The organism is Draconibacterium sediminis (assembly GCF_000949475.1).
GTDB classification, from domain to species: Bacteria; Bacteroidota; Bacteroidia; order Bacteroidales; family Prolixibacteraceae; genus Draconibacterium; species Draconibacterium sediminis.
On sequence record NZ_JRHC01000001.1, the window covers coordinates 1,478,797 to 1,505,645 of the forward strand.

At 40.7% G+C, this 26,849-nt stretch carries 29 protein-coding genes; 12 read left to right on the top strand and 17 right to left on the bottom strand.

The window, feature by feature from the left end; genetic code table 11:
• Positions 1-58: 58 nt before the first annotated feature.
• Entirely contained in the window at positions 59-1,432 is a 1,374-nt protein-coding gene (locus tag LH29_RS06090; RefSeq protein WP_045026792.1) for an alanine/glycine:cation symporter family protein, read from the bottom strand.
• 183 nt (positions 1,433-1,615) lie between these two features.
• On the opposite strand from LH29_RS06090, the gene LH29_RS06095 reads away from it, so the two are divergent.
• From LH29_RS06095 to LH29_RS06115, 5 genes are all read left to right on the top strand, one after another.
• Positions 1,616-2,104, top strand: a complete 489-nt coding sequence (locus tag LH29_RS06095) for a hypothetical protein (protein ID WP_045026796.1) — start codon at positions 1,616-1,618, stop codon at positions 2,102-2,104.
• A gap of 27 nt (positions 2,105-2,131) precedes the next feature.
• Positions 2,132-2,620, top strand: coding sequence for a hypothetical protein (locus LH29_RS06100; protein WP_157493585.1), 489 nt, complete (start codon positions 2,132-2,134; stop codon positions 2,618-2,620).
• Between the two features lie 2 nt (positions 2,621-2,622).
• Complete coding sequence (locus LH29_RS06105) at positions 2,623-3,108, top strand: hypothetical protein (RefSeq protein WP_045026800.1); 486 nt, start codon at positions 2,623-2,625, stop codon at positions 3,106-3,108.
• Positions 3,109-3,210: 102 nt separating this feature from the next.
• On the top strand, positions 3,211-3,615 hold the full coding sequence (locus LH29_RS06110) for a hypothetical protein (RefSeq protein ID WP_045026801.1): 405 nt from the start codon (positions 3,211-3,213) through the stop codon (positions 3,613-3,615).
• Positions 3,615-3,815 (top strand): helix-turn-helix transcriptional regulator, encoded by a 201-nt coding sequence (locus LH29_RS06115; protein WP_045026802.1) that lies wholly within the window; start codon positions 3,615-3,617, stop codon positions 3,813-3,815. The genes LH29_RS06110 and LH29_RS06115 overlap by 1 nt, the downstream gene beginning before the upstream one ends.
• Positions 3,816-3,901: 86 nt before the next feature.
• Here the strand turns inward: LH29_RS06115 and LH29_RS06120 are convergent, their stop codons facing one another.
• From LH29_RS06120 to nuoE, 6 genes are all read right to left on the bottom strand, one after another.
• A complete protein-coding gene (locus LH29_RS06120; protein WP_045026805.1) occupies positions 3,902-4,735 on the bottom strand; it encodes an endonuclease/exonuclease/phosphatase family protein in 834 nt (277 codons plus the stop codon).
• Complete coding sequence (locus LH29_RS06125; RefSeq protein WP_052670631.1) at positions 4,732-5,691, bottom strand: alpha/beta hydrolase; 960 nt, start codon at positions 5,689-5,691, stop codon at positions 4,732-4,734. The genes LH29_RS06120 and LH29_RS06125 overlap by 4 nt, the downstream gene beginning before the upstream one ends.
• Before the next feature lie 234 nt (positions 5,692-5,925).
• Positions 5,926-6,411, bottom strand: a complete 486-nt coding sequence (locus LH29_RS06130) for a methylated-DNA--[protein]-cysteine S-methyltransferase (RefSeq protein ID WP_045026807.1) — start codon at positions 6,409-6,411, stop codon at positions 5,926-5,928.
• Between the two features lie 51 nt (positions 6,412-6,462).
• Positions 6,463-8,253, bottom strand: a complete 1,791-nt coding sequence (locus LH29_RS06135; protein WP_045026809.1) for an NADH-dependent [FeFe] hydrogenase, group A6 — start codon at positions 8,251-8,253, stop codon at positions 6,463-6,465.
• 21 nt (positions 8,254-8,274) lie between these two features.
• The gene (locus tag LH29_RS06140; RefSeq protein ID WP_045026812.1) at positions 8,275-9,459 is read right to left on the bottom strand and encodes a complex I 51 kDa subunit family protein; all 1,185 of its coding nucleotides are present in this window, start codon (positions 9,457-9,459) and stop codon (positions 8,275-8,277) included.
• A gap of 10 nt (positions 9,460-9,469) precedes the next feature.
• Positions 9,470-9,946: an NADH-quinone oxidoreductase subunit NuoE gene (nuoE, locus tag LH29_RS06145; RefSeq protein ID WP_045026815.1), complete on the bottom strand. Its 477-nt coding sequence runs from the start codon at positions 9,944-9,946 to the stop codon at positions 9,470-9,472.
• 442 nt (positions 9,947-10,388) lie between these two features.
• Between nuoE and LH29_RS06150 the strand changes: the two genes are divergently transcribed.
• Entirely contained in the window at positions 10,389-10,790 is a 402-nt protein-coding gene (locus tag LH29_RS06150) for a carboxypeptidase-like regulatory domain-containing protein (protein ID WP_045026817.1), read from the top strand.
• A gap of 24 nt (positions 10,791-10,814) precedes the next feature.
• Here LH29_RS06150 and LH29_RS06155 read toward each other — a convergent pair whose 3' ends face one another.
• The gene (locus LH29_RS06155) at positions 10,815-12,458 is read right to left on the bottom strand and encodes an alkaline phosphatase family protein (RefSeq protein WP_045026821.1); all 1,644 of its coding nucleotides are present in this window, start codon (positions 12,456-12,458) and stop codon (positions 10,815-10,817) included.
• Positions 12,459-12,674: 216 nt separating this feature from the next.
• Here LH29_RS06155 and LH29_RS06160 point away from each other — a divergent pair, with 216 nt between their 5' ends.
• The 4 genes from LH29_RS06160 to LH29_RS06175 all read left to right on the top strand — a co-directional run bounded on the left by LH29_RS06160 (position 12,675) and on the right by LH29_RS06175 (position 17,699).
• A complete protein-coding gene (locus tag LH29_RS06160; RefSeq protein WP_157493586.1) occupies positions 12,675-13,697 on the top strand; it encodes a hypothetical protein in 1,023 nt (340 codons plus the stop codon).
• Positions 13,698-13,802: 105 nt separating this feature from the next.
• A complete protein-coding gene (locus tag LH29_RS06165) occupies positions 13,803-14,294 on the top strand; it encodes an RNA polymerase sigma factor (protein ID WP_045026825.1) in 492 nt (163 codons plus the stop codon).
• Positions 14,287-15,147 carry a FecR family protein gene (locus LH29_RS06170; protein WP_052670632.1) on the top strand — a complete coding sequence of 287 codons (861 nt, stop codon included), beginning with the start codon at positions 14,287-14,289 and terminating at the stop codon, positions 15,145-15,147. Before LH29_RS06165 ends, LH29_RS06170 begins: the two co-directional genes overlap by 8 nt.
• The gene (locus LH29_RS06175; RefSeq protein ID WP_045026828.1) at positions 15,147-17,699 is read left to right on the top strand and encodes a TonB-dependent receptor; all 2,553 of its coding nucleotides are present in this window, start codon (positions 15,147-15,149) and stop codon (positions 17,697-17,699) included. Before LH29_RS06170 ends, LH29_RS06175 begins: the two co-directional genes overlap by 1 nt.
• Before the next feature lie 251 nt (positions 17,700-17,950).
• Here the strand turns inward: LH29_RS06175 and LH29_RS06180 are convergent, their stop codons facing one another.
• The 4 genes from LH29_RS06180 to LH29_RS06195 all read right to left on the bottom strand — a co-directional run bounded on the left by LH29_RS06180 (position 17,951) and on the right by LH29_RS06195 (position 20,838).
• On the bottom strand, positions 17,951-18,793 hold the full coding sequence (locus LH29_RS06180; RefSeq protein WP_045026830.1) for an SDR family oxidoreductase: 843 nt from the start codon (positions 18,791-18,793) through the stop codon (positions 17,951-17,953).
• Positions 18,794-18,916: 123 nt separating this feature from the next.
• A complete protein-coding gene (ygiD, locus tag LH29_RS06185) occupies positions 18,917-19,801 on the bottom strand; it encodes a 4,5-DOPA-extradiol-dioxygenase (protein WP_082063438.1) in 885 nt (294 codons plus the stop codon).
• A gap of 84 nt (positions 19,802-19,885) precedes the next feature.
• On the bottom strand, positions 19,886-20,449 hold the full coding sequence (locus LH29_RS06190; RefSeq protein WP_045026834.1) for a YceI family protein: 564 nt from the start codon (positions 20,447-20,449) through the stop codon (positions 19,886-19,888).
• A gap of 11 nt (positions 20,450-20,460) precedes the next feature.
• Positions 20,461-20,838, bottom strand: coding sequence for a hypothetical protein (locus LH29_RS06195; protein WP_198152352.1), 378 nt, complete (start codon positions 20,836-20,838; stop codon positions 20,461-20,463).
• Positions 20,839-21,077: 239 nt separating this feature from the next.
• Here LH29_RS06195 and LH29_RS06200 point away from each other — a divergent pair, with 239 nt between their 5' ends.
• The gene (locus tag LH29_RS06200) at positions 21,078-21,788 is read left to right on the top strand and encodes an AAA family ATPase (protein ID WP_198152353.1); all 711 of its coding nucleotides are present in this window, start codon (positions 21,078-21,080) and stop codon (positions 21,786-21,788) included.
• Between the two features lie 6 nt (positions 21,789-21,794).
• Here LH29_RS06200 and LH29_RS06205 read toward each other — a convergent pair whose 3' ends face one another.
• A complete protein-coding gene (locus LH29_RS06205) occupies positions 21,795-22,385 on the bottom strand; it encodes a Crp/Fnr family transcriptional regulator (protein ID WP_045026839.1) in 591 nt (196 codons plus the stop codon).
• Positions 22,386-22,513: 128 nt separating this feature from the next.
• Here LH29_RS06205 and LH29_RS06210 point away from each other — a divergent pair, with 128 nt between their 5' ends.
• Positions 22,514-23,065 carry a DUF1697 domain-containing protein gene (locus LH29_RS06210; RefSeq protein ID WP_045026842.1) on the top strand — a complete coding sequence of 184 codons (552 nt, stop codon included), beginning with the start codon at positions 22,514-22,516 and terminating at the stop codon, positions 23,063-23,065.
• On the opposite strand, the gene LH29_RS06215 is transcribed toward LH29_RS06210, so the two are convergent.
• From LH29_RS06215 to LH29_RS06230, 4 genes are all read right to left on the bottom strand, one after another.
• Positions 23,062-24,042 carry a CHAD domain-containing protein gene (locus LH29_RS06215; RefSeq protein WP_045026844.1) on the bottom strand — a complete coding sequence of 327 codons (981 nt, stop codon included), beginning with the start codon at positions 24,040-24,042 and terminating at the stop codon, positions 23,062-23,064. The genes LH29_RS06210 and LH29_RS06215 overlap by 4 nt on opposite strands.
• Before the next feature lie 84 nt (positions 24,043-24,126).
• The gene (locus LH29_RS06220) at positions 24,127-25,245 is read right to left on the bottom strand and encodes an ABC transporter permease (protein ID WP_045026847.1); all 1,119 of its coding nucleotides are present in this window, start codon (positions 25,243-25,245) and stop codon (positions 24,127-24,129) included.
• Between the two features lie 47 nt (positions 25,246-25,292).
• On the bottom strand, positions 25,293-25,643 hold the full coding sequence (locus tag LH29_RS06225) for a four helix bundle protein (RefSeq protein ID WP_045026849.1): 351 nt from the start codon (positions 25,641-25,643) through the stop codon (positions 25,293-25,295).
• A gap of 72 nt (positions 25,644-25,715) precedes the next feature.
• Positions 25,716-26,822: an ABC transporter permease gene (locus LH29_RS06230; protein ID WP_045026851.1), complete on the bottom strand. Its 1,107-nt coding sequence runs from the start codon at positions 26,820-26,822 to the stop codon at positions 25,716-25,718.
• Between the last annotated feature and the right edge of the window lie 27 nt (positions 26,823-26,849).

Genomic DNA, 26,849 nt, shown 5'->3' on the forward strand with positions numbered 1-26,849 from the left:
TAATCAATTTTGGGTAGTTAAAAGTTACACTTCTACTGAAAAATTGATTTTCACTTGTTTAGCATTTTCCCTTTTCTATTTTCAATCGTGCAAAATAATCTTTAGCTGCTCGTTTAACATGTGGCGAAAGCAGCATGGTTGTAATTACCGTGGGGAAAGCCATTAGTGCAAAAGCAATGTCGATTAAACCAATGATCGTGCGCAGGTTGGCAACGGCGCCCACTAAAATTACAGCAACAAAAAGGTAGTTGTAAATGTGTTGGTATTTGGTTCCGGCAACAAACCCGAGGCATTTTACCCCGTAATACGGAAAGGCAAACATGGTTGACATGGAAAAGAAAATTACGCAAATAGCCAGAATGTATTTACCGTAAATGGGAATGCTCGAATCAAAAGCCTGCGCGGTAAGAGTAATTCCATCGGCGCTGCTTACTTTCCAGGTATTGGTGATGATGATCGCCAGGGCGGTCATGGTACAAACAAGGATAGTATCGATAATTGGGCCCAGCATAGCTACTAATCCTTCACGGATGGGTTCATTGGTTTTAGCGGCTCCGTGTGCCATTGGCGCTGTTCCCAATCCTGCTTCGTTCGAGAAAGCAGCACGACGGACTCCGGTGATTATTATCGCTCCCAGCGATCCTCCCAATACAGCATTTCCGGTAAACGCATCTTCAAAAATGGTTCTAAACGCCGGAACAATTTCTGATGAGTTGGAAAAAATAATGTATAAAACGGTTACCGTATAAACCACTACCATGGTTGGCACCAGGCTGCCGGTAACTTTTCCGATTCGTTTAATTCCGCCGATTACAACCAGTCCCACAAGAATGGAAATAACAACTCCGGTTAAAATATTTGAGGTAAAATTGCCCTCAATTCCGTTGGGAACCAAAACCACATCGCGAACCATTTGGGTAAGCTGGTTGGCTTGAAAAAGAGGCGAGACACCTATCATAGCCATGATGGCAAAAAATACGGCAATGGGTTTCCACTGTTTGCCCAATCCCTCTGTGATGTAATACATGGGGCCACCCTGAATTTCGCCGGCATCGTCTTTTCCACGGAACATCACAGCCAGCGAGCAGGTGAAAAATTTGGTGCTAACTCCCAGTAATGCCGATACCCACATCCAGAAAATGGCTCCCGGGCCCCCCATGGTAATCGCTACGGCAACACCACTAACGTTCCCCATTCCTACCGTTCCGGCAAGGGCGGTAGATAGTGCCTGGTAGTGCCGCAATTGTCCGGCTTCGTTCGGATCGTCGTACTTTCCGGTTAAAATGGAAATGGCATGACCGATGTAACGCAGCGGTGCCAAACGCGAATACACCAAAAAGTAAAAGCCACCACCAAGCAGCAAAATTAAAATAGGAGCTCCCCAAATGCCATCGGAGATTTTTATAATGAGTTCACCAAGATTTTCAAACATTCCGCTAAGAAATGTAAAACTTATCAATTATCAAACAGCAGAATGAAAGATAAAAGTCAGGTTTTGTGATAAAATGATTGAAATGTTATTGATGGTAAAGATGTTGTAAAATATGTAAAGTATACTTGATTTTTTAAAAAATGTAAAGTATGTTTGTCATATTATAAAGTAAAGTTTACATGAATGGAAGCGCTAACTCTCATTAATTTCCTTTTTATGGCCGGGTACATTGGCTTGGGTAGCAGATTAATTAAAACGGTGAATAGAACATGGGATGTGCTGGAGTTACGTTTTAATCTTGCCCCTTATTATTTTAAATATATTGGTCTGGCTCTAATTCTAATTTCTATTGGTATTTATATTTGGGTTTCCAAAGTAAATAGCTTATCCAGAGCAGAAGAGATGCTGTTGTATCACATAAATCTTGGTTTTCTTTTGCTTGTTTTTTCTTGCGAGAGAAATGAAGATGAATTGTTTAATCAAATAAGGCAGAAAGCAATTGTGGCTAGTTTTATAGTAAGTTTGCTTTTGTATGCTATCGTTATTCCATCTGTAATAATACTAGAAGAAATACACCATGAATGGCTTTTAAGTTTTGGAGCCATATTGGTCTTTTTTAATCTTGGTTACCTGGTTTACTTTTGCTCCACCAAGTTCCGGATGAGAAGATAATTTAATTAACTGAAGGAGCTTTTATATATGAATACAATAATAGGTACAATCGTAATTATTAGTTATTTAGTAATATTTGTCAGAATTCTTCCAACCGGAAAAAGGAATATGGATGTTTTTGAACGTATTCCAGTATTGTTACCCTTTTGGTGGAAGTATATTGGGATAGGCTGGCTTCTTTTTGTTTTTGGTTATTCCATATATCAAGGTGATTTTAATCCCAGTACAAATACCTTTCTACTCTCAGGGATGTATTTTGGTTTGATACAGATTTCTTTTTCAAAAGAAAAAAATGAAGATGAGTTTGCCGAACAGACAAGAACAAAAGCAATGTTTCTTTCGGTAATTTCCTTGTTTATGCTTGTCGGAATCTACTCGGCTTATGAGATGATTGCACCAAACTCATTCTCAGAGAACTCGTTTACCTGGTTTATGATGTTGTTAAATGCGACCCTAATCGTGTATCTTGGTTACTTCTATTTCACAAAATACCGATCACTTAAAAATCAGAATTAATTATGGATATAAAACTGGTACAAACACTATTGTTCGTAGTTTTCATTCTCTCTCTCGGACTATTTTCATTGCTTTTTAAAGAAAAGAATGAGGAGGCGGTGTTTAAGAAACTCAAATTATTTCCACGATGTTTTAAACTTATAGGATTGGTAATACTGCTTTGTTCCGTTTCTTTGCCATGGATTTTTCAACGCTTATTGGTTGATGGGACTAACCATTTGGGAATGATATGTGTAAATTTTGGATTGTCTCTTATTTGTTTTTCGAGAGACAAAGTTGAGGACGAAATGTCGAACCTCATAAGGTTAAAATCATTTTATCGTAGTTTTGTGGCAGGGATTGTAGGATTCTTTTTTCTAACCTGGATGGAAAATAAGGTTTCAGATGGTTTTAGTCAACTTTCAGCGGACACATTACTGGGAACTATTTTAGGAATATACTTAGTGAGTTATTACGTTACCAAATCAAAAATACGAAGTGCAGAATAGGCTCAAAATAGAACGTGCTATTAAAAACCTCACACAAGACGATCTGGCAAAACTAATTGGTGTTTCGCTCCAAATCATACATTAATTGACAAATTTTACGTGATGAACAAAACTCAAAATAACTTGCGCCTATTGCCACGAAGATTTAAGAAAGCAGCCTTTAGTTTAATCGCTTTAACTATTTTTTTTGTAGTTCTTATTTTTAGTGAATTTGTTACGGTTGAAAAAGAATTAGCTAAAACAGTAACAAGTTCCGGAATTTTATTGTCGTTTTTATTATTGGCCTTAACAAGAGATAAGGTAGAGGATGAACTAACCCTGATAATAAGATTAAAAGCTTTGGCGGCGTCATTTATTTATGGAGTAGGTTATGTGGTAATAAGTCCTTTTGTAAATTTACTTTTCGATGGGGAATTTATAAACGATGAAATGGGAACGGAGGGATTGTTATTAACAATGTTTCTGTTTTATTTTGGAATGTTGTGGTTAATGAAAAAGAATAGATAGTGCAGAATAGGCTCAAAATAGAACGTGCTATTAAAAACCTCACACAAGACGATTTGGCAAAATTGATTGGCGTTTCGCGCCAAACCATTAACTCGATTGAAAAGGGGAGGTATGTGCCCTCAACTGTATTAGCCCTAAAAATCTCGGAAATATTTGATAAGCCGGTAAATGAAATATTTGAGCTGGAAGATACGGATTGAAAACATTTCCAGCCGATTACGCGGATTACGCAGAATCTCTTGGGAGACATATCTGCGAAAATCAGCGTAATCTGCGAGAACGATTCTTATTTTAACTGTATTTGCACAAAAATCGGCAAATGGTCAGATGGCGATCGGCCTTCTTTTGTATCGCTAATGGCTGCATATTCCAGCACCTTAATTTTGTCGTTCACAAAAATGTAATCGATGCGGTTATCGCCTTCACTGCCCGGTTTAAACCCGTTGTAAGTTCCAACTGGTCCGTAAGGTGGTTCTTGTGTAACTTCGCGGCTGTCGCTCATGTATCCTTTTATCAGTGCTATTGGTTGTGTCTCCGGAGTCAGGTTAAAATCGCCTGTCAGAATTACCGGCAACCCTGATCCCGCCGTAAACTCTTCCATTTTTTCATGAATCAGTTTTGCTGAATTTTTTCGGGCTTCTACGCCAACGTGGTCAAAATGGGTATTAAAAACGAAGAATTTCTTTCCGGTAACTTTCGATTTAAATTTGCCCCAGGTTACAATTCTGTTGCATGCGGCATCCCAACCCAGTCCCGGTTCATTGCAGTTTTCCGATAACCAGAAATGTCCTTTTTCTTCCAGAATCAATTTTTTCGGATTGTAAAAGATGGGCATAAACTCGCCGGCTTTATCACCATCGTCGCGACCAACGCCAAACCATTTGTATTCGGGCAAACCTTTTTCAATGTCTAAAAGTTGACCAAACAAAGCCTCCTGCAAACCAAAAACATCAGGATCGTAAAAATGCAGCAATCCGTTTACCATTTCAATACGGTTTGGCCAGGCATTAACGCCGTCGCTTGCCGTATTCATTCGGATATTAAAGGTCATTACATTCATTTGCTGCGCAAATAATATAGTTGGGAATAATAAAAGTATTCCTAAAATTAATCGTTTCATTCTGAACAGAAATTATAAGTGGTGTATTTATCCGTGTTTTGTTTTCCTTCTATAATGGTATCCCGTTGCTCATCTTTCTTGTCGATGGCAAAATCCTTACAAAATTCAATAATCTCATCGAAATAATCAGTAGTTGGTGTAATGTTTATTTCGTGACCGGCACCACATGATGTGTGTAACCAGTAAGGAGCTTCAAGTTGCCTCATTTTTTCAGCAATAGTGTACGATCCATGCAAGATCCAGTAGCCTTTAGTACCTTCATCGCAATAATGGTGAGGTGCCGTTCCGTAGGGAACCAGGTTATCGTCGGTTCCGTGGAATAAAAGCGACGGAATTGCCGATTCATCGTATAATGCCGTAGTGTCAGGTATGGCTCCGGCCATGCCAATTACTCCTGCAAACGAAACCGGCCCCGAATCCAGACCATAACAATAAGGCGGCTGGTAGGCCGTGTACAAAACGGTTTCTGCTCCGGCGCTGCTTCCCGACAAAATAACTTGCTGCGGATTAATAGCGTATTGATGACGGTTTTCTATCAAAAAATAGGTTGCATCCAATAAGTCTTCGCTGGCGGCATGAATGGTATTTAATTTTTCGGTAGCGGGGCAATCGCAACCAAAACCTTCGGGCTTTCCTTTGCGTGTTAAACGATAGGATATGGAAGCCACTACATAACCGTAATTGGCGAGTTGCGTACAAAATGTTTTAATGTTCTCTCCATTTCTTTGTCCACCACTAAAACCGCCGCCGTGTACATAAATTATAGTTGCACGTTCCTGCTCGTAATCGTTTTGCGGAAGGTAAATATCCATATCCAGATTTTCGCCATCCTTGGTCGCATAAGTAGCTGTTTCTACTCGTATCTCATCGAAAACGTTAGCTGTATATCTTTCCTGGGCCAGGCATACACCAGCCAGAAAGTACAACAGAATAACCAGGATCAATTTTTTAGGCATAAAATTTTTTGTGTGAATATAAGGATATATCAGACTTCATGCAAAAGAAAATGGAACCCATAATTGAGTTCCATTTCTAAGGTTAACTATATCAGTTTCCTTATTTTTTATCTTCCTGATTTCGTAAGAATAATTGCAAAGGGTATGCCATAATGTTTAATGTGCAAGTATCCAGTAGTATAGCAGTTTTGCTTTCCTTTAGAGGTTCTTCATTCTGGGACAATATTCCCGAAATTAGAATAATCGGGTGGTAGATGGAGTGTGTAACAACTCGTGATTGAGGAGCCAACGTTTGCGTTCCAAACCACCGGCGTAACCGGTAAGTTTTCCCGAACTTCCAACAATACGATGACAAGGAATAATAATTGGAATTGGATTTTTTCCGTTTGCCAGCCCTACAGCACGTGTATTTTTTTCTGAGCCGGATAGTTTGGCAATATCGAGATAGCTGGCAGTTACTCCATAATCAACGTTTTGCACCAGTTCCCAGATTTTTTGCTGAAAGTCTGTCCCTTCAGGAGCCAATTGCAGATTGAAGTTTTTTCGTTCGCCGGCAAAATACTCTTGTAGCTGAGTTTCAGTGTTTTCCAATATTTTTGGTTGAACAGCAGAATTTTCGGCTTTTTCAGCATAAAAACTGATCGCTGTTAATGCCATTTCTGTCGACTGTAGTTTGAGCCAGCCAACGGGAGAATTAATATATCGGGTAAATTGTGTCATAAAAAATCCGGTACCAAAGATACCGGATTTTAATAAAAGTTAGGTTAGTGATTAATACCTTTCGCGTTGCGTATATTTTGTGTGCAATAAATGATGCGATACTTCTCCAAGCGGTTCTTTTAAGAAGTCTTTGTACAACTTGGTAATTTCATGATTCTCATGTGACTTACGAATTGGCAATCCTTCATCTTCAGCGTAAATTGCCTCTGCACGTTTCTGCCTGATTTCCGGATTTGTTGGAATAGGCTGCCCGCCGCCACCAAGGCAACCGCCCGGACAGGCCATAAATTCAATAAAATGGTAATCGGAAGTACCGGCCCTAATTGATTCCATTACTGATTTGGCATTTATCAGCCCGTGGGCAATGGCGCATTTTAGTTCAACACCATCAAGGAATGCCCACTCTTCAACAGGGTTTTCTATTTTTATGGTTGCTTCACGAATACCATCAACTCCACGCACCGGAGTAATGTTGAGGTTTTCGAACGGAACTTCGCGGCCGGTAACTATTTCGTAAGCGGTACGCAAAGCAGCTTCCATAACACCACCGGTTGCACCGAAAATAACCGCTGCCCCCGATGATTCTCCCATTAAGCGGTCGTATTTTGCCGGCTCCAGTTTATTGAAATCCAAACCGGCTTGTTTAATCAGGATTGCCAGCTCTCGCGTGGTTAATACATAGTCAACATCGCGATAGCCACTGTCATGCATTTCAGGGCGGAAAGCCTCGTATTTTTTCGCCGTACACGGCATTATTGATACCGAAACAATGTCTTCCGGTTTTATATTTCGGGCATTGGCGTAATACGTTTTTACCAGCGCTCCGAACATCTGTTGCGGCGATTTACAAGTTGAGAGGTTTTTCAAATGATCGGGGAACATGTGTTCGATGTATTTGATCCATCCCGGTGAACACGATGTTGCCATTGGCAACGAAACCGACTTGTCTTTGTCGACCAGGGCTTTTTTCAAACGGGTAAGTAATTCGGTTCCTTCTTCAATGATGGTAAGGTCGGCGGTAAAATCGGTATCCAAAACCGAGTCGAAACCCAAACGTTTTAAAGCCGCAACCATTTTGCCGGTTATGCTTTTACCTGGTTTCATTCCCAGTTCTTCGCCCAATCCCACTCGCACGGCAGGCGCTGTTTGCACCACAACGTGTTTGTTCGGATTGGCAATGGCTTCCCAAACTTCTTCAATGTAGTTTTTCTCAACCAGCGCTCCGGTAGGGCAGTGGTTTACGCACTGTCCGCAGTTAGTGCAAACCACGTCGCGCATGGCTTTTTCAAAGAAGGTGGTGATTTTCATTTTGTCGCCTTTGTGCGCCACGGTAAGCGCATTAACACCCTGTAATCCGGCGCAGGTTCGCACACAACGCTGGCAGCGTATACATTTGCTGTCGTCTTTGATAATCGATGGAGAATAGGAATCTATTGAGGCGTGTTTTAACGGAACCAGTTCGATAAAGTCCTGGGTCATAATTTTATACTCAGAGGCGAGTGTTTGCAGTTCGCAGTTTCCGTTGCGGTAACATTTGGTGCAATCGGCGTTGTGTTCGGCCAACAACAATTCAATAATTTGTTTTCGCGAGTTGCGTACTTTTAAACTGTTGGTAAGAATTTCCATCCCCTCTTCGCAGGGTGTTGCACAGGCTGCCGATAAGCGGTTTTGCCCGGCTACCTCAACTACACAAACACGGCAGTTTCCGGCAACGCACAAATCTTTATGATGACAAAGTGTTGGAATGGTTATCCCTTGTTCTTCTGCAGCTTCAAGAATGGTTTTCCCGGCTGAAATCTCCACCGGAAAACCATTTATACTGATATTAACTTTTTTGTTCATAATCTTTCTTTTTCCGGTTTATTAATAGATCATCTCTTCTCTGAAGTTCTCGACAATCGACGAGAACGAATTCGCCACCGATTGCCCAAGGCCACATTTGGCCGTGTATTGCATCGTTTCGTTGAGGCGCAATAACTTGTCGAGATAGGAGGCCGGTTTTTCACCTCGTTTTACCGCTTTAATACCCAGTAATAATTGCTGGCATCCTACGCGGCAAGGTGTGCACTGCCCACACGATTCTTCGCGGAAAAATTCGAGGTAATTATCGAGTACATTAAACATCGAACGCGAACTATTAAAAAGCATCATCGATCCGCCTGTAGGCAGCGAAATACCAGTCAGTTTGCCTTTAAAACCAATAGCGGCATCTTTAAATTTTTTGCGCGGAACAAGAAAACCCGAAGCTCCGCCAACCTGTACGGCTTTGGTATCGCCGTCGCCAAATTCGTAAACGAAATCCTGCAGGCTCATTCCCAGCTCCAATTCGTAAATACCCGGTTTGGGTGTATCGCCCGATACCGAGAACAACTTGGTGCCACGCGAGTATTGAACGCCCAAATCATAGAATTTTTTTGCACCGTATTTAAAAATAGTGAAAGTGTGTACCAGTGTTTCCACATTGTTGATTACGGTAGGTTTTCCCATAAAACCGGCTTGCGTTGGAAATGGTGGTTTGTTTCGCGGCTCACCACGTTTTCCTTCCATAGATTCCATTAAAGCGGTTTCTTCACCGCAAATGTAAGCGCCACTACCCATAAAAATCGAGATCTTGAAATCAAGATTTGTCTCCTGGCAGTAGTAGTCGAACTCGTCGATGACCTTGTTTAACTCGGGCAACAGAAATTTATATTCGCCCCGTAAATAGATAAAGCCTCTTTTAGCTCCGGTAATGTATCCACAAATAGCCATTGCTGTTAGAACTTTATAGGGAACGCGCGATAATATTTCACGGTCTTTAAAAGTGCCGGGTTCGCCTTCATCGGCATTACATATCACGTATTTTTCTTTCTCTTTTGATTCCGCAGTCAATTTCCATTTTAGCCCGGTTGGAAATCCAGCTCCGCCACGTCCTTTTAGTTCTGAACTGATGAGCTCGTTGATAAGATCCTGTGGTTTCCTTTGTAGCGTTGAAGACAGAATTTTTTCCCAGTCGTTTTCATTTCTGAAAATGAAATCTACACGTTTTAATTGATTTGAAGTTGCCATAATTGCCGGTTTAGTGGTTTTGATTTACTTTCATGTAGGCCGATAATATCTCCCTCACTTTCTCAGGAGTGAGTTCGGTATAAATTTCATCGTTAATCAGCATTGCCGGTGCCTTGTGACACCAGCCCAGGCAGTTGGTTTCCAGCAGGGTGAATTGTTTGTCGGGGGTGGTTTCCCCTAAACGAATTTTTAGCATGTCTTGTATGGCAAACAAAATCTGGTTTTTACCCTTCATGGCGCAGGTAATGGTTTTGCACACCCGAATAATGAACTTTCCGGTAGGTTTGGTTTCAAGGAATGAATAAAAAGTGGCAGTTCCGTACACATCGGCAGCCGGAATATCAATTTCCCGCGCAATCTCGATCATCGAACGTTCTGAAAGGAAATTTTCCTGTTCAACCACTCCTTGTAAAATGGGTAAAACACTCTCCCGGCTACGACCATGTTTCTCAGCCAGGTTTTTAACTAAGGTTTGGATTGGATCCATGAGGCAAGTTTTAGTTATTAAGATTGGTTTTTAGTTGTTATTGTTAAGTAGAGCGCCAGTTAAGGCTGGATCGATTTTTAATTGCTGCATGAAATAAAGAAATAATTCTTTATTTATTATAAACAAATGTACGGAGTAATCGCATAAAATAACAGCATATTTGCTTCATAACATTATGTTTTTCAGCAGAAAACAGATAATGTGATCAAGTCGGGTTTTAAATTGAGCGGAGAACCTAATTTTTGTCATGTATAAAAGTGTTCTAAAAATGGTTAAGAAGGGGCGGAGTGCAATGTAGTCTAAATAAGAATTATTAGCTGAGGTCAAAACTTGAGATTCATTAACAATTTATTTAAAGAAAATTAAAGAATGAAGCAACCTTTTGGTGCTGTTTTTTGTCTAATTTTATAGAGCCATAAAACAATTTAACAAGTTCATTAAAATGAAAACAGTATTAATCACCCATTTCGCTGTTCTGTTATTAATTATTCCGGGCATGAGTTGGGCCCAAATTGTAACCATAACAGGTTATGTTAATAATGGATCCAACGGAAAAGCTATGGAAAACGTAAGTATTTTTGAAAAGAATTCAGGAATCGGAACAATTACCAATCAGAATGGATTTTATAAACTAATTCTTGATAAGGGCGATATTGATTTGTCCATTTCAAATGGAGGTTTTAAACCGGTTTTACACCACGTTGAAGCCGTTTCAGATACTACATTGGTAGTTAGCCTTCAGCCACTGTTGAGCAGTAAAAACCGACAGAAAAAGAACGATCAGGTACATGCTGAGCTGGAACTGGAAAAGAAGAATGATAGAAAGGGATTTAAACTATTCTAGCACCTTAGCCGGCCAACAGCTTTTCTATTTCGTTTCCACAATTTCTTTAATAATTTTTCCCTGGCATTTGTCGGGTCTTGGCACCGAGATTAATTCGGCCAGCGTTGGCACGAGGTCAACAGCATTGTGCGTTGTGCTAATGGTTTGAGCTTTAATTCCTTTTCCCCAGATTACTACCGGAATTCGCGACTGATCGGTGTAATTGGCACGTTTAAATTTATAACCCGGTTGCCAGCCTTCCTTTAAGGTATAGATAAAATCGCCCGAACGGTTTTTGTGGTAAGTATTGTACAGCGGTTCGAACAAGCCGTTTGCCGAACTGCCCTGTTCCAGCTGGAAAGCGGGCATCGATACCTGAACGCCGGTAAACTGGTTGATGAAATTTGAGGAAACCTCGCGCAATTCATTTAGCGTTACATTATCGTTTTTATTAATGATGTCGTGATCGAGGTAAAGCTGAAGATCGGAATAATGTTCGATCCATTTTTCTTCGCCGTAAGTAATATTCAGGTATGAAGTAAGCAGTGCAATGGCACTTTCAACATTAAAATAATCAACGGTCAGGTGAAATTCTTCTTTCAAATATTCAACGGGGTATGAAGCAGATGTGTTGGCTGTTAGGAAAAACAATACATTGTCTTTTCCGAATTTCTGTTCGGCGGCATCAATCAATTCGCCAATGTACTGGTCGAGATACAGGTAAGTATCTTCCATTTCAAGCGACGCCGGCCCAAATGAACCATTTTCGTAATCCATGCTCGAAAATACTGCGGTAACAAAATCGGTTATGTTGTCCGTTCCAATTTCCTCGTTTTCCAACAAACGCAGGGTAAAATCCTTGATCATCATATTGGCCGATGGCGTTGTTTTAAACGGCCGGAAATTGTTGGTGCGGCTAATGTATTTGTTTATAGAATGCGGGAAAGTATTAAACTCTCCGAAATAACCACGCTCCAGCAGGTAGTCGTCGCGCAGGCTTTCGGTGTATTCGATTTCCGGAAGCAGCGTTGTCCAGGTACGGTGACTGTAAATATCGGCGTAATTTTCGCTGTTGAACAAACGCACCCAGTCGGGGAAAGTGCTGATATAAAACGAACTTGATATCATTCTTCCCGATTCAATGTCGAACCAGTAAGCTCCGTCGGCAGCATGACCGGCTGCAAAAATGGCCGATTCGCGGTTTAAAGCAGCGCTAAAGATTTTTGCTTTTCCTCCGCTTAATATTTTCAAATTATCAGTAAGTGTTGTTGAAAGCAGGTTCTGTGGCGAGGCCGCACCGGATTTGGTATCGGCACCAACCGTAAAATAATAGTCGTCCTCGGTGCTGTCAATTTCCTTTTTCTTTAGTCGGTCGTACCACGAAGTTGAAACAATTCCGTGAATGGAAGGATGAACCCCGGTAAAAAGCGTTGCTGTTCCGCTGGCGTAGTTTTGCTCGTGCAGCGTAAGTTTCACATTCTTGCAAACGGCACCCTGCGTATAAATCTTCTTAAATCCGTTGGGTTGAAATTTATCCCAATAGCGCTGAATGTAATCGGGGCGCATGTTTTCAACAATAATACCAATTACCACTTTGGGTTTATCGCTGTTAAGCGGTTCATTGTTTTGTGCCTGTGTTTGCACACCAAAAAATAAAAGAATAAAACCTAAAACTACAACTGCTTTCATATTCTAAACTGATTTGAGCAGCCAAAAGTAAACAATTTGAGCGCTTTCAACAAAGGAATTTTGTAAAGCCTGTGAAAAAATGATTAGCTCAAGATGTTGTTTGTCAGAGGTTTGAGCTAATGGTCAAAAATAATTCTAAAAAAAATGCCCAAAAGAGTAGGGTGCTGGGAGTCTTGTGCGGATAACAGGTAGAAATAATCATTAAAATATAATGTCATGAAAAGAATTATTGGATTTTCAGTTATTGCATTAGCAATATTCATGTTCTCGTGTAATACAAATACCGATGAAGGTATTGATATTCCGGGGATGAGTGACGAACAGACCTTAAAATCGGCCGAAATTACAGTGGCCGAAGTGCAGGCTGAAGCAGCAGTTGCCGAATGTAATTACGAAGTGGAATTTTTTGCCAATGCCGAACGAATTCTTAGACGTTGGTGGCAAATGGGCAAATTTTTTGGATGGCACAACAAATTGCGCTATTTCGAAAATCAATGTCCGGATTTAACTATTGAGCATAGCGACAGTACCGCATATCCGCTTACAATCACGCTTGACTATGGCGATAGCACTGTGCTAAACAACGGTAAAGTGTTAAGCGGAGAAATTGTATTGGTAATTTCGGCACCACGAAACAGTCAGGATTATTCGCGATTGGTAAGTTTCAATGATTTTATGGTTGATTCGATGCTGATTAACGGTACCACGGAAGTAATAGTCGACAAAGTGGATAGTACATTCCGTAAGTTTGAGTCGGAATTAACCTTTGTGTATCCCGATGGTACAACTGTTACGCGAAGTGCCGAACGGGTTTGGCAATGGCTGGCAGGTCTTGATACTCCCGAAATTCAAAGTGATGATGTGGTGATTATTACCGGCGAAGTTACCGGAACCATTGTGTGGCCCGATGGAACCGAAGAAACCTACAGCAAAATAATTACCACTCCGTTAAAACGACTGGCAATGTGCCGATATATGGTTGAAGGAGTGGTTGAAGTGCGAATAGATGGTAATCTGGTTTCGGTACTTGATTATGGGTATAACGAAAGCGGCGAGGAATGCGACCATTATGCACTGTTGTCAACCAATGCCGGAGACGAAGTAATCGACCTCTCGGAAAAACATTATAACGGAATGGCAAAACAATATCAATATAGGAATCAGCATCAGTACACCGGAGAGAACGGAAATCAAAATGGTAGTCAGAATCAAAATAATAACCATAACGGCAACGGATAGTTAGTAATGGGGAGATAATACCGGGATGTGTTTTCATGGTCTCCCGGTATTTCTCATTCCCGTAAATTGCTGTAACTTTAAAAGTCTAATCATTGTTGCTGCGTTTTGACAAAAGAAGAATTCAAAAAGCTTTTTGATGAACATTTTAGCCAGGTTCGTAACTACATGTTCTATCGTTCGGGAGATACCGAACTGGCTACTGATATTGCGCAGGAAACATTTCTGAAGATTTGGGAGAAGAACAATAAAATTGACGACGCCAGGGTGAAAGGCCTGCTTTTTAAAATAGCCAACAACCTGTTTGTGTCGTACTACCGAAAAGAAAAACGTTCTTTTGAGTTTTTTAAACATTATGAACCGGATGGAAAATTGCGCACACCGGAGGAAGATCTGGTTTTCGGGCAATTGAAGGAAACTTACAATAACGCACTGCAAAGAATGCCTGAAAAACAACGAACCGTTTTCCTGATGAGCAGGGTTGATCAGCTAACCTACAGCGAAATTGCCGAAATGATTGGTGTAAGTGTAAAGGCCGTAGAAAAAAGAATGAAGCTCGCTCTGCACTTTTTACGAACTAGTTTAAAAACAAATGAATGATAAAAATAAACATAGCAACCCGTTAAACGATTTCGAAAAAGATCTTTTCGGAAAGGGAAAGATTAGCTGGGAGAAATCGGAGGCTGATGTTTGGAATGAGCTGCAAGGCAAAATGGTTATAAAACCGGCAAAAGTGGTCGCTATCCGGAACAAATGGATTCAGTGGTCAGCGGCGGCGGTAGTCCTGTTAATTTTTGGAATAGGGGCAGTCGTTTCGTCCTGGCAGAAAACCATAGAATGTTTGCCGGGTGAACATCTAACAGCTGTATTACCCGATGGCTCAAAGGTTAATTTGAATGCAGCATCAAAACTGGTTTATAATCCGATAAAATGGAAATGGGATCGTAAACTGAAATTTGAAGGGGAAGGTTTTTTTACTGTTGAAAAGGGATCAACTTTCACCGTTGAGTCCAAAAACGGAACAACGCAAGTGCTCGGAACTTCGTTTAATATTTATGCCCGCGCAGAAAATTACCGCGTAACCTGCCTCACAGGAAAAGTACAGGTAACATCGCCGGGCAACGAGAAAGTGATTCTACTGCCTCAAAACCACGTTGAACTGGAAGAAGGGAAACTGGTTGTTACCAGAATGTTTGAGCCCGAAAAGGCAATAAGCTGGAAACAAAATTATTTTTATTTCACCGGGCGCCCGTTAAAAGAGGTAATCGACGAAATTGAGCGTCAGTATGCCGTAACCATAAAACTCGATCCGCAATTAAATAATCGTAATTTTGGAAGTAATTTTTCAAAACAATACAGCGTTGAAGAAGTGTTGGATTTTGTTTGCAAACCAATGGGGCTGAAGTTTGAAAAACAAGCGAATAATGTTTACATCGTGACAGACGAAAGTTAATGAACAGGTTAACCGTTGTGGTTTTGGTAATGCTGCTGGCCATATCGCAAGTGGCGGCACAAAACCACGAAAAAATAGAAATCAACACACGCAAAACCCCGTTAAATCAGGTTTTAATCGATTTAAAGGAACAGTATGGCTTTCAGTTTGCTTACGACAGCGATTTACTTTCCGGCTTTTTAGTTAGTGCCAACCACAAATCTTTCGATAACGATGAAGAGGCGCTGCGTTTTCTCATTAAAGATTTTCCGCTCGAAATCGAACGATCGGGCGATGTAATACTGATCATACCAAAACGGGAACGCAAGCCGGAGCTCACACAAATTTCCGGACGAGTGCTGGAAGCCAACACTTTCGAACCTTTGCCGTATTCATACATTCTTATTAACCGCCGGCCGGTACAATCCGATTTGCAGGGACATTTTAATTTTATCGCTTCGGCCGATACATCATACAATCTACAGATATCGCACCTGGGTTATTTTGTTTACGATACGGTTGTTACCCAAAGTCTTTCGCGTAATTTTTTGCTTTATCCGCAAATCGAACGTATTCAAGAGGTGCAGATCTACAGCAATCCTATCGAAAAATCAACACTTATCGGTTACAATGCCGGACGAATGAAAATTAACCACCAAATAGCACCCATACTGCCCGGGTACGGCGATAATTCAGTGTTTAATCTTTTGCGCTTAATGCCCGGAGTAATGGCCTCAGGCGAACAATCGAACGATCTGCTTATTTGGGGCGCTTACGAGAGCCAAAGTAAAATCCAATTTGATGGATTTACTGTTTTTGGGTTGAAAAATTTTAACGATAACATTGCCGTTGTCAATCCATTGGTGGTAAAAAATATTGAGGTGATGAAAGGCGGTTACGAAGCCCGTTACGGCGATCGCGTTGGAGGAATTGTTGATATTCAGGGCAAAGACGGAAGCTTACAAAAACCAAGTCTTACATTCAGTATCAATTCAACTACTGTAAATTCGATGGTTCAGCTGCCGCTTTCAAAAAAGTCGTCGTTGCTGGCAGCTTACCGCCAAACCTACCATCAGCTGTACGGCCCAACACGAATAAGTGTTGTTACAAGAGAAGAAAGTTCAACACCGGGTTCCGGTGCCGGATCAGGAAATTTCCTGGGGAAAGGTCCTGCAGCCAGTCGTATTTCTGATGTAAAACCCGATTTTGTTTTTCGCGACGCCAACCTGAAGTATACATTTAAAGGCGATGACGGAAGCCGGTTTTCGCTTAGTTTATATGGTGGTGGCGATGATTTTAATTACGATATGGATGCCCGTATTGCAGGCGTTTTATGGACGAGGGAGGAGCAGGAACAGAATAACGAGTTGGGCGGATCGGCACAGTTGAATTATCCCTGGAGAAATGGGGATGCTACCAACCTGACTTTTGCTTATTCGGCATTCGAGCGTAAGTTGTACCAAAAAGCCCAAACAGAAAGGTCTCAAGACGGGTTTATCGAAATAAAGAGTCATTTAGACTCGGAAAATACCGTGGACGAACTAAGTTTTAATGCCGAACATACCCTAAATTTTCGTCAGGGACATCGTTTGTTGGTAGGTGCGGGAGTGATTAACAACAATGTTGAATTATCACGCTTTTCCGAGGGCGAACAACAGATTGATATCAATAACCAATCGCCACGTATTTATTCTTATCTGCAGGATGAATATCCGTTAGGGGAGTTGCTGGAGTTAAAAACGGGTGTTCGATTAATTTATAACTCCAAACCAAATAAATGGTATGTTGAGCCGCGTGTTTCGGCATCGCTCTCTGTTTTTGATGAACTGAAAATAAACGCTTCGTGGGGCCTTTCCAACCAGTTTCTATCGAAAACAACGGTGCTCGACAGTACAAATAATTACACCGAGTTTTGGACGAATTCCGATGAGGAACAAATTCCGGTTTTAAATGCCGAACATTTTGTGGCCGGAGTATCGTATCAAAAAAACGGATTTACGGCCAGTGCCGAGGCTTTTTATAAAACCACTGAGGGATTAAGTCGATATAGGACCGGCAATTTACGCATTAGTGAGGGATTTTATGAGGGGAAGGCAAGAAGTAAAGGCCTTGATATTTTTCTTAAAAAAGAGTACAAACGGAACATGGCCTGGATTTCGTACACCCTGAGTAACACGGAGGAGCAGTTCCCCTATTTTAGGGTTAATGTTTGGCGGCCGGCACCACACCAGCAAAAGCACGAGCTAAAATTCGCCGGGGTTTGCAATTATAAATCGTTTTATCTCTCGGCAAATTACGTTTACGGTTCCGGTTTCGAACGTTATGAATTTGAGGTTGATAACGACTTAAACTTCGATAAAGCTTACAGCCGGATGGATGCGGCTTTGGTTTATAAATTCAAACCGGGAAAAGTGAAAGCCGAAGCCGGAATTTCAATACTGAATATTTTTAATACAGAAAACATTAAATACTCGAACATAAGGATTAGCACCATCGACGAAGTGAGTCTTGTTGGTGTTTATTCCGATGCCATCTCGTTTACGCCTGCCGTGTTCCTGAATATTGAGTTCTAATAAAACAATCATGATTCCCATGAATCACCAACAGTGAGGAAAATAATTCAACCTTTCAGCGAACTCTCCCTCATTCCCTCTCTTCATGAAGAGAGGGACGATTGTGTCGAAGGCACAATCAGGGTGAGTCAATAAATTTAAAGCAGATTTTACTACTAATTTTTATTGGATCTTCAGAAAATAAAAGCTGCCTGCATACTTCCTTGCGGAAAAATACAGACAGCTTTTAACAAATGCTATTTTTAATAGATTTATAAAACGGCTTTTACAGCATCGGCCATTGGAGTTGTTGGTCTGCCAATTAATTCTGACAGTTGTTTTGAGTCATCGAACAAGTCTCCTTTTGATGCTCCCGTATCCCAACTGGCAATGGCATCGGCAAATAGTTCGGGTAAACCAATGCTTTTTAAAATTTTAGCGTACTCACCTTCAGGAAGGTTGTTGTAAGGAATGTCTTTTCCTGTTTGTTTCGAGATTTCTGCAGCCAGGTCGGTTAGAGTATAACTTTCGTCGCCTGCCAACTCGAAAAGTTTGCCTTTATGTTTTTCGTTTGTCAATACCACTGCTGCAGCTTCGGCAAAGTCGGCACGAGTTGCTGACGATATTTTTCCATCACCGGCGCTTCCAACAAATGCTCCGGCACCCAATGCCCCTGCTATCGAACCGGTGTAATTTTCGGTATACCAGCCGTTACGCAAAATGGTATGTTCAACACCCGAGTTTTTCAATGCTGCTTCGCTTGCCAGGTGTTCACCTGCCAAACTTAACGATGAGGTGTCGGCGTGTAATAAACTTGTGTATACGATCCAGCTAACACTGGCTTTTTTCGCCGCTTCAATCACGTTTTTGTGTTGTTGTTCGCGTTTTCCGATCTCGCTGCTTGAAATCAGTAGTAATCTATCGATACCTGATAATGCTCCGGTTAGTACTTCCGGTTTCTCGTAGTCGAAGGCACGTACTTCAACGCCAAGTCCGGCTGCTTTTTCAGGTGTGCGCACCAGTGCTACAATATTTTCTGCTGCTGTTTTTTGTTTTAATTGTTCAACCACCAATTGTCCTAATTGTCCGCTTGCTCCTGTTACTCCTATTTTCATTTTATCAAATTTTAATTGTTTATACTTAAAATAATTGTTTTAGTTTCTTGCAGATTTCACTGAAAGCGCAGATTTAAGAAATTCAAATTCTGCGAAAATCTGTGTTATCTCCGTGAAACATTTTTACCCGATTTTTACCGAGGTCATTGCTAATGAGCCACCAACCGGGTCATCATTAAAAATACTTATTTCGTCTTTTTTATCCTGCAGTGCCAGCGCGTAAAGCAATGGCAAATAGTGTTCAGGCGTTGGAATTGATAACTGGAATGCCCTGCCCAATTTTGAATAGTTGATCAAATCGTGGTGATTACCGCTCATTATCAATTCTTTCATTTTTTCATTGGCCTCATTGGCCCAGTCAAAACCAAAATTTTCGTTCAGTTTTCCCCAGTGTACCATTCGTAAATTGTGTACGTTGTTACCGCTGCCCACTATTAAAATCCCTTTTTCACGTAGTTTATTTAGTTCCTGTGCCAGCTCATAATGTTCCTGTGGTGTTTTTCTGTAATCCAAACTCAGCTGAATTACCGGAACATCGGCTTTGGGATACATGTGCCGGATAACCGACCAGGCTCCGTGATCGAGGCCCCACTTATCATCGAGATGAACGGTAGTGTTCTGCACGAGATCTTTTACATCCTGCGCCAGTTCTAGCATTCCCGGTGCCGGGTATTGCACTTCGTATAGTTCCTGAGGGAACCCACCAAAGTCGTGAATCGTCTGTGGTTGCTCCATCGCGGTAACGCGTGTTCCCTGTGTTTGCCAATGTGCAGATACAACGACAATTGCTTTTGGCTTTTCAATTTCAGAAGACACCTTTCTGAAACCCTGAACAAATTCATTCTCTGTAATGGCATTCATCGGGCTTCCGTGCCCCAGAAACAACACCGGCATTTTGGGAGTATTCTCCAACGATTCGGCTATTTTATTTAATGCGCTAAGTTTCATCCCTGCAACTGTTAGCGGCACTGCTGCCATTACTGTTTTTAAAAATTGTTTTCGTTCCATTTTTCACTTCCCCGCAACTGTTTTCATGCCTGTCGGCTGTAATCTCAAAACCGATTAATGCCTCATATTGTTCTCCGGCACTTTTTAAAGTGCAAGAGAAATCTTGAGGGTGAAAATATCGTTTATGGCTTTGTCGCCCAGGTTATCGAAGAATGAGTTTGAGCCGTAACGTACATCAAATTTCGCTCGGTCAATCTCAACTTCTGCGTTGTAGGCATTTCCTTCTTGAACAACATCGAACGTTATTTCTTCGGTGTTTTCTTTAATGGTGAGTTTTCCTGTTATACTGGCTTTCCCGTTTTCGAATTTTGTTGCTTTGGTAACCACAAATTTTGATGTCGGGTATTTCTCAACGTCAAAAAAATCATCTGATTTTAAGTGACCCACCAGTTTCTGATTGTACTCTTCGTTATCAAGGTCTTTATTGGTAATGCTATTCATATCAATTACCACTTCGCCACCAACAATGTTGTCGTTTTTGAATTCGAAATAACCGCTTTTTACATTGATCTCGCCGTGGTGAGACCCACCAATTTTTTTACCTGTCCATTTTACAAGCGATGTTTCTTGTTTTACTTCTTTTTTCTGTGCAAATGTTGCAACACTCGCTGCTAATACCAGCGCCAGTACTAATCCTGATGTTTTCATTGTCCTAAATTTTAATTGTTGTTATAAATTGTTTCACTAATTATTTGTCCATCGCAATTCCATTTTTGTAACGTAATGTGGCTGTACTTTTGTTCACCGATATCTTCGTGGATGTAATCAAATTCCCATTCCACCACCGAAATTTTATCGCCAATAATTACTTTTTTCACAATGGCTTTTCTGAACGCTGTTATACCGGTAACCAGATTTTCTTCTTGCAAACGACACGCGTTTTTTCCAACAATTTTTTCACAATCGTTTTTCTGCCGGATTACATCATCGGCATAAAATTTTTCGAATGCTTCTAAAATGTGTCCTCCAACAATCATGTCGTTAAGCTTTTCAACTCGCTCCTGAACGGATAATTTTTTGGGATCTATTTTTCGCATCGTTTTTTGTTTTAATTGTACAACACAAAAGTAGGGCACCGGCATGCCTTGCACACTTGACCTATGATAAGAAATGAAATTGATCTATGTTAAGCGGATAACATTCTGATTATGCTTATCTTCGGAATTCATTGAAAAATGACTGCGAATTTAAGCTGTTAGAAAGGGAAGCATTTTTTTTTAAGGGTGATAACGGCTTTTATCCAATTTTTGAAACCAATAACTTCAACATGTACCATTTGAACAGTATAGAACTTGAAGCGGAACAATACCCAACAAGGGAGCACTATCCGTTTAATCTTCCTTTGTTTGCGGAAACAAAAAAACTTGATTTTACCAATCCGGTTACTTTGTTTGTGGGGCAAAACGGGTCGGGAAAGTCAACATTGCTTGAGGCCATTGCAGTAGCAGCAGGCATTTATATCTGGAGGAATAATATGACTTCGCGATACATGGTTAACCGTTACGAAGCCACATTGCATCGGTATTTGAAGGTTTCGTGGGTGAATGGATCGGTTCCCGGTTCTTTTTTCGGAGCGCAGATATTCAAAGATTTTGCTTCGATGCTGGAAGAATGGGCAACAACAGATCCCGGCCAGTTGGAGTTTTTTGGTGGTAAATCCTTGATTTCACAATCACACGGTCAATCACTTATGTCGTTTTTTAGAAGCCGTTACAAGTTAAAAGGATTATACCTGCTTGATGAACCGGAGACGGCACTTTCGCCTTCCAGTCAGTTGGAATTACACCGGTTGATCAGCGAAAACTCAAAAGGGGGCCATGCCCAGTTTATTGTTGCCACACATTCGCCAATTTTGCTGGCGTGTAAAAATGCCACCATTTACAATTTTGATCAGATGCCGGTTTCGGAGGTGAAATATGAAGATACTGAGCATTTCAGGGTGTATCGCGATTTTTTAAATCATCGGGAAAAGTACCTGATGGATTAGCTAAATCTATTTTGCTGACTTTTTGCGGATGCGGCTCAGGCTTTCGGGTGTAATTCCAAGATAAGAAGCAATGTATACCAAAGGCACGCGCTGAAAAATGTCGGCATGTTCTTTTAGCATGTTGTTATAGCGGTCAACCGCCGATTCCCACATCGTAGCGTTTAAACGCTCCAGCGCATTAATGTAGGCCTTTTGGAAAAGAATTCTAAAGTAGCGTTCTAATTTTGGAACTTCGCTGTAAAGTTGCTCTAAACGATCAAACGAAATTCGCAGTAACTCGGAGTCTTCCAGAGTTTCGATGTAATATTTCGAAGGGCGTTGCGAAAAGAAACTTTCCAGGTCGCTTATCCAGCTGTTGTCTAACCTTATTTGGTAGATATGCTCGATCCCTTTTGCATCAACGTAATACGAGCGCAAACAACCTTTAATCACAAAATAAATGTATTTACAGGTTTCGTCGGGTTCCAGCACGTCTTTTTTCTTTTTAACAGAAAGCGGTTCAAAAGCAGCTAAAATCAACTTTTCATCGTCTTCAGAAATATTGTCGACCCACTTTTTTATGTAGTAAATTAATTTGTGATCTGTTGCTGTTGTCATTTCGTTTTTTGCTAGCCTTTAAATTTAACGCTTACAATTTAACCTTTGTTCTTTCTGCTGACGAAAATTGGTTTTGGGAAAAAAGACAAAGTATAAGAACTTACTTTTGGACTTGACGTTATGGAGGTATGAAAACGTATGTGGCCATTTTGCGCGGAATAAATGTTAGCGGGAAAAACAAAATAAAGATGGATATTTTGAAATCCTCATTCAGCAGCCTTGGTTTTGAACAGGTGCAGACCTACATTCAAAGCGGAAATGTTATTTTTCGTTATCAGGAGACAAGTTCCGATAATTTGGAAGAATTGATCAATAAACAAATTCTAAAAGACTTTGGATTTGATGTGCCGGTGTTGGTTTTAGATGAAAAGGAATTGGCGAATATCGTTAAAAACAATCCGTTTGCAGGTGATGGAAATCGGGATGCTCAATTCCTTCATGTTACTTTTTTGAAAGAACATCCGGCAAATGTGAATGATGAAAAAATCAGTGTTCATGTAAAAGCCGGAGAGGAATTTGCGATTTCTGATGACGCCATTTATTTGTATTGTCCGCATGGATATGGAAAAACCAAACTCAACAATAACTTTTTCGAGAGCCAATTGAAAGTGAGTGCAACTACCCGCAATTGGAAAACTACTTTGAAGTTATTGGAAATGGCGAATGAAGCTGATGCTTAATTGCCGTCGCAATCACATTGAATGTCATTCTTTGATTTGCGGCCACTAAAAAGCTTTAGATGTTTTTTATGTATCACCGCATTTTCCCAGTTTTTGAAAATGCGCAGGGCAAAAGCGTCGCTACTTTCTGTAAAACATTGTTCGCCTAGATCCTGAACGCGTTTTCTTAGAACCGACCGACGGTTGTATAAGTACCGCATCAGCTTTTTGCGTGAATCTTTATCGGGAATTAAAATGCTTTTGTTTTTTATAGCCTCATGAAATAAATTCAGGTCGTGCAGTTTTCCGAGCGTACTTCCCAATAAACTCAAATCGCTAATGTATACACGTATTGAATTTGGCCAGGCTTGATTGAGCAGCATTAAATGGTAGGTCAGGTATTTAACCTGTTTTCGCCAGTAGTGGTAAATCTCATCATCACTTAAAAACTCGGTGGTTTCAAATGCGCCTCGTGCTTTTTTATAAATATGTTGCAGGCTTTTCAGAATGAACGATTCCGGATTGCCTGCAAAATTCAGGCTATGCATCATTTGCTGCAGGCTCAGTATCATCTGCTTTATGTCTTGAGAGTGTCCGGATTGTTTAAAATGTTCAAATGCATTTTTTCTTTTTCTACGATGTTCGGATATAATTTTGTCGAGCGCTTTTGTAACCGCAGGATTACGCAACTTAACTTTTATTTCCTGGAGCAGTTCAATTTGTGAAGTATCGTCGCGTAACAGGGCTACTTCTTGCGCCAGATCGCGGTAGTAGCTGTTCATTTCGTTGTAGTTGTCTTCGCCGATTTCGTGTCGCAGCAAACGCAACAAACCTCTTATTTTTTTTATGTTTGTGCGTACTTCATGTATGTAAAAGTGCTGGCGGTTGGTGCGGGTAATAAACTTCGCAGAATCGGAATGCAGTTTATCAAGCACACGAAAAATGCCCTCTTCAAAATATTCACGTTCTTTTATTTCCAGACTAAAATCTTCGTTCATAGTACTGCTTTAATAATCGACAATTCATGCCATTATGCTGCTTACAGATAAACGATATCTGAATAAAAAGGTTAACAGCTATTGCTATGCCGTTTTTCGGTAACGCCAAATAGCCAGGCTTAAGAATGTAATTCCTAAAATCGACAGGGAAACGAGTTCCCGCAAAAGGTCGGAAATGTTTGAGCCTTTTAAAACAACCATACGCATTACCCGCATAAAATAGTAAATGGGGTTAAGCCGGTCGATGGTTTGTGCCCAGTTGGGCATACTTTCAACCGGGGTGAAAATTCCTCCCATCAGAATAAAGATCATCATAAAAAAGAAACTGACGAACATAACCTGCTGTTGGGTGTCGGCTACTGTTGAGATAAACAGGCCGAGGCCAAGCACTCCGATGAGGTAAATGCCGGCCATAAAAAACAGGGTGAACAAACTGCCAACAATGGGGAGGTCGAAAACAATCCAGGCAATGGTTAATCCAAAGGCCAGATCGAACAAGCCGATTATCCAGAACGGAACAAGTTTGCCAATAATAAACTGGTATTTTTTTAGCGGTGTTACGTTGAGTTGCTCAATAGTGCCAATTTCCTTTTCGCGCACCAGGTTCATCCCCGACATAAACATACCAATGATGGTAACCAGAATGGCCAAAATACCGGGTGCCATAAACCATTTGTAATCCAGCTCCGGGTTGTACCAGTAGTTCTCCGTAATTTCAACTTTTGTGGGTGGTGTAAATTCCGGGATTCCTTTCCAATCGGCAATAATGTTTTTGTTGAAATCGCTGATGATGTTGGCCGAATAAGAATAAATCAGCTGCGCCGAATTACTTTCGATAGCATTTATCAAAAGTTGCACTTTTGCCTCATCATCGCGGATGAGGTTACGTTCAAAATCGACCGGGAAAACAAGAATTGCATCTGCTTCGTCATTTAATAACTTGTCTTCCGCAAGTTTCTCCGACTGCTCTAAATGATGCACATGAAAAAAAGGAATTCCATCAAATTTGGCGATCAAGTGCCTTGAGTTTTCTGACATGTCGTGATCTACCACAACCAGATCGATACGTTTCATGTCGTAAGTTGCCGCAAAAACCAAAATCAGCATTTGCATAATTGGCACAACAAAGATCATCGGCAGGATGGTCTTGTTCCGAAATATTTGTCGGAATTCTTTTTGTAGTATGTAGAGTATTGTCTTCATAGAATGAGTTTCGAGTTACGAGGCGCGAGTTACGAGTTTGCCAAGGATTATTTTAGACTCTTTTGAAGTCCAATTATCATTTTTTGCTCTTCGTCGAGCTGTTGATTGAGACTGGAAAAGTCCTCTTCATTTATAAAATCCAATCGTTTGGCTATAATTAATTGTGTTTCCAGTTCAAAAGAAGAGCCCAAAGAAATATCAAGAAATCTATTGAAATCTCTTTTTGAACCTCTTCCTGAGCCTTCTGCAATATTGGAAGGAATAGAAATTGCTGAGCGTTTAATCTGACTGGTTAATCCGTATAATTCTTCATTCGGAAAATTGTTTGTTTTCTTGTAAACATCAACAACTAGTTCAATTCCTTTCTGCCATACTTTTAGATTCTTAAAGTTTTTCATATTTAATTATTTAAAGGTTACTATTCTTTATCTAATTACTCGCCACTCGGTTCTCGAAACTCGTCACTTCTTTTACTCCAACCTAATCTTAAACTTCTTCACACTAACCGCTATAAAAAACAATGTCATCGCAATTAAAACAGCTGTCTCTTTCCAAATAAAAAGGATGCCGGTTCCTTTCAGCATAATGGTTCTTACGATCGTGATAAAATAACGGGCGGGCATTATGTGACTGAAATATTGAAGTACTACGGGCATATTTTCTATTGGGAAAATAAAACCCGATAAAAGGATGGTGGGTAGCATTAACCCAATCATCGAAATAAACATGGCTGCCATTTGGTTTTTTGCTGCTGTGGAGATTAGAATTCCGAGGCACAGTGCCATCAGAATAAATAGAATGGTTTCCAGCATCAGTAAAATGAAACTGCCATTTACGGGGACACCAAATACAAAATGCCCGATTAGCACTATAATAAAGGCATTGGCGATTGAAAGTAAAAGATAGGGGAGTACCTTGCCAACAATTATTTGCACAGGGCGAAGTGGTGAAACAAGCAGAATTTCCATCGTCCCCAATTCCTTTTCGCGGGTGATAGAAATGGATGTCATCATAGCCGAAATGAGCATTAAAATCAGCGCCATTACTCCCGGAACGAACATGTAAGCACTTTTCATTTCTTCGTTAAAGTACATGCGTACTTCGGGTGTAATTTGCATAGGCAGCTGCATTTCGGGATACAGTTTTCGTATGTAGTCGTTCACGATAGCAGTTGTGTACGAAATGGCCAGTTTGGCGATGTTCGGATCGGATGCATCGGCGATCAGCTGCATTTTGGCGATTCCTTCTTTCCCTAGTGTTTGTCCGAAATTGTTCTCAAAAACAATTACCTCGCGCACTTTACCTTTTCTGAAAATGGCATCGATATCGTCAAGGTTATCCAGGTTTTTATCTAATATAAAATAGCCCGACGACAGCAGTTTATTGGTGATCTCAAGTGTTGTTTCATCTTTCGATTGGTCGTAAATGGCAATGTGCACATCCTTGATTTCGCTTTTAATCACTGTTCCGAAAACCAGCAGTTGCGCTACCGGAATGCCAAAAAGTATCAGCATCGTCCGCGGATCGCGAAAAATGTGGAAGAATTCTTTTTTTATGAATGACTTTAGTTGTTTCATTTTTTTAGTATTTAGTTGCAAGCCGCG